This window comes from Streptomyces dioscori, assembly GCF_003024195.1.
Lineage (GTDB): Bacteria > Actinomycetota > Actinomycetes > Streptomycetales > Streptomycetaceae > Streptomyces > Streptomyces dioscori.
Map to the genome: position 1 here is coordinate 1 of NZ_KZ679080.1, position 1,334 is coordinate 1,334.

At 69.5% G+C, this 1,334-nt stretch carries 1 protein-coding gene; it reads left to right on the forward strand.

Annotated elements, in window-relative coordinates:
* Positions 1–3: 3 nt before the first annotated feature.
* A partial coding sequence (serA, locus tag C6Y14_RS43830) for a phosphoglycerate dehydrogenase (RefSeq protein ID WP_107022514.1) occupies positions 4–1,334 on the forward strand: 1,331 nt, incomplete at its 3' end.

Genomic DNA, 1,334 nt, shown 5'->3' on the forward strand with positions numbered 1-1,334 from the left:
CACGTGAGCTCGAAACCTGTCGTACTCATCGCTGAAGAACTGTCGCCCGCGACGGTGGACGCACTGGGCCCGGACTTCGAGATCCGGCACTGCAACGGCGGCGACCGCGCCGAGTTGCTGCCCGCGATCGCCGACGTCGACGCGATCCTGATCCGTTCCGCGACGAAGGTCGATGCCGAGGCCGTCGCCGCCGCGAAGAAGCTGAAGGTCGTCGCACGAGCCGGCGTCGGCCTGGACAACGTCGACGTCTCCGCCGCCACCAAGGCCGGCGTGATGGTCGTCAACGCCCCTACCTCGAACATCGTGACCGCCGCCGAGCTGGCCTGCGGTCTGCTGCTCGCCACCGCCCGCCACATTCCGCAGGCCAACACGGCCCTGAAGAACGGCGAATGGAAGCGCAGCAAGTACACGGGCGTCGAGCTCGCGGAGAAGACCCTGGGTGTCGTGGGGCTGGGCCGGATCGGCGCGCTCGTCGCCCAGCGCATGTCGGCGTTCGGCATGAAGGTCGTCGCCTACGACCCCTACGTACAGCCCGCGCGGGCCGCGCAGATGGGCGTCAAGGTCCTCTCGCTGGACGAGCTCCTCGAAGTGTCCGACTTCATCACCGTCCACCTGCCCAAGACGCCCGAGACCCTGGGTCTGATCGGCGACGAGGCGCTGCACAAGGTCAAGCCGTCGGTGCGGATCGTCAATGCCGCGCGCGGCGGGATCGTCGACGAGGTCGCGCTGTACTCGGCGCTCAAGGAGGGCCGGGTCGCCGGCGCCGGCCTCGACGTGTACGCGAAGGAGCCCTGCACCGACTCCCCGCTCTTCGAGCTCGACCAGGTCGTGTGCACCCCGCACCTGGGTGCCTCCACGGACGAGGCGCAGGAGAAGGCCGGCATCGCCGTCGCCCGCTCGGTGCGCCTCGCGCTCGCCGGTGAGCTGGTCCCGGACGCGGTGAACGTCCAGGGCGGCGTCATCGCCGAGGACGTCAAGCCGGGTCTGCCGCTCGCTGAGAAGCTCGGCCGTATCTTCACCGCGCTCGCGGGCGAGGTCGCGGTCCGTCTCGACGTCGAGGTGTACGGCGAGATCACCCAGCACGACGTGAAGGTGCTCGAACTCTCCGCGCTCAAGGGCGTCTTCGAGGACGTGGTCGACGAGACCGTCTCCTACGTGAACGCCCCGCTGTTCGCGCAGGAGCGTGGCGTCGAGGTACGGCTGACCACCAGCTCGGAGTCCTCGGACCACCGCAACGTGGTCACCGTGCGCGGCACCCTCGGCGACGGCCAGGAAGTCTCGGTCTCCGGCACGCTCGCCGGCCCCAAGCACCACCAGAAGATCGTCGCCGTCGG